This window comes from Solidesulfovibrio aerotolerans (assembly GCF_009856865.1).
GTDB classification, from domain to species: domain Bacteria; phylum Desulfobacterota; class Desulfovibrionia; order Desulfovibrionales; family Desulfovibrionaceae; genus Solidesulfovibrio; species Solidesulfovibrio aerotolerans.
Genome location: NZ_WVUD01000115.1, coordinates 1 through 1,445, shown reverse-complemented (window position 1 = coordinate 1,445; position 1,445 = coordinate 1). Strand labels below are relative to the sequence as shown.

Below are 1,445 nucleotides of genomic sequence, written 5' to 3'. Positions count from 1 at the left end.
CATTACTGTCCGGCTAAGAAAAGGCTTGACGCCTGAAAGCGACAACTGGTGCAAGCTCATGATGCCTTTCCACTTAGGCGATCAATTTTGAAAAAATGGCATAAATTGCCATGACATCAAGTTCAAAAATCCTTACACAACGGCGTCAGTTGGCAGCAGAGAGCACCACGGAGCCTGTTTTAGAGCAGGCAGTGCTTCTTTGCGCCCTTTACAACTATGCAGAATCACTCTCGTTGCTGTATGGTGTAGTTCTGAAGCTCACCTGCAAACCGACAAGAGGATTCCGCACGTGCAAAGCGCTATCATCGTCTTCGCCCAATTTCTATCCCTGGTGCCAAAATCTGTATTTGCCAAGTTATCTAAGCTACATAAACCAAAACGCTCGCCTCGGACCTTTTCCCCGTGGAGCCATTTCGTCCACCTGCTGCACGCCCAGTTGGCTGGATGCAAAAGCCTGCGGGACGGGATCATGGGCATGAATGCCGCTTCCAGCCGGCTCTACCATCTTGGCGTGAAGCCTGTGCCCCGGTCCACCTTTGCCGACGCCAATAAGGAGCGGCCATACACGCTCTTTGAAGCCCTGTTCGGCGAACTCTATACGAGGTGTCTTTCTCAAGCGCCAAAACACAAATTTTCTATTAAAAACAGACTTTTCAGCCTTGATGCATCGGTCATCGACCTGTGTCTGACCCTGTTCCCCTGGGCCAAATTTCGAACAGCCAAGGGAGGCATCAAGGTGCACACGGTCATTGACCATAACGGCTATCTCCCGTCGGTGGTCACCGTCACCGAAGCCAAATGCCATGAGGTCAACATCGCCAAGCTGCTCAACCTGCCCAAAGGATCGATCGTGGTCTTTGATCGGGGCTATAACGACTACAATTGGTTCCGGCAGCTTTGTAAATCCGACGTCTTCCTGGTCACGCGGCTCAAGATCAACGCACGTTTCCGAGTCATTGAGCGTAACCGCACGGACCGGGCAACGGGTGTAACCTCCGACCACATCATCCAGGTTGCCGATGGCGAGAAGACCTTGACCCTGCGCCGAGTTGGTTATCGGGATCAGGAAACCGGGAAGTGCTTTGAGTTCCTCACCAACCACATGACCCTGCCGGCCCGTACCATTGCCGACATCTACAAGGAGCGTTGGCAGATCGAAATTTTCTTTCGGTTCATCAAGCAGAACCTCAAGATCAAGTCGTTTCTTGGCAACTCGAAAAACGCCGTTCTTTCTCAGGTCTATGTGGCATTGATTGCGTACCTGCTTCTGGCCTACCAGAAGTTCATGTCAAAGATCGTCATCTCCCTGCACTATCTGGCCCGGCTGGTGCAACGAAATCTGTTTCAGCAATGTGAAATTCTCGACCTCATTGACCCGCGACGGCAACGCTTAAAACCAAACAATTCTAGCAGGCTATCTCTTCTAAATTAGCCGGACAGAAATG

Annotated in this window: 1 protein-coding gene; it reads left to right on the top strand. The window is 51.3% G+C overall.

Annotated elements, in window-relative coordinates; translation table 11 throughout:
• The first annotated feature begins 289 nt into the window (after positions 1 to 289).
• Positions 290 to 1,432 (top strand): IS4 family transposase, encoded by a 1,143-nt coding sequence (locus tag GTA51_RS20330; protein ID WP_160964302.1) that lies wholly within the window; start codon positions 290 to 292, stop codon positions 1,430 to 1,432.
• Positions 1,433 to 1,445: the final 13 nt, after the last annotated feature.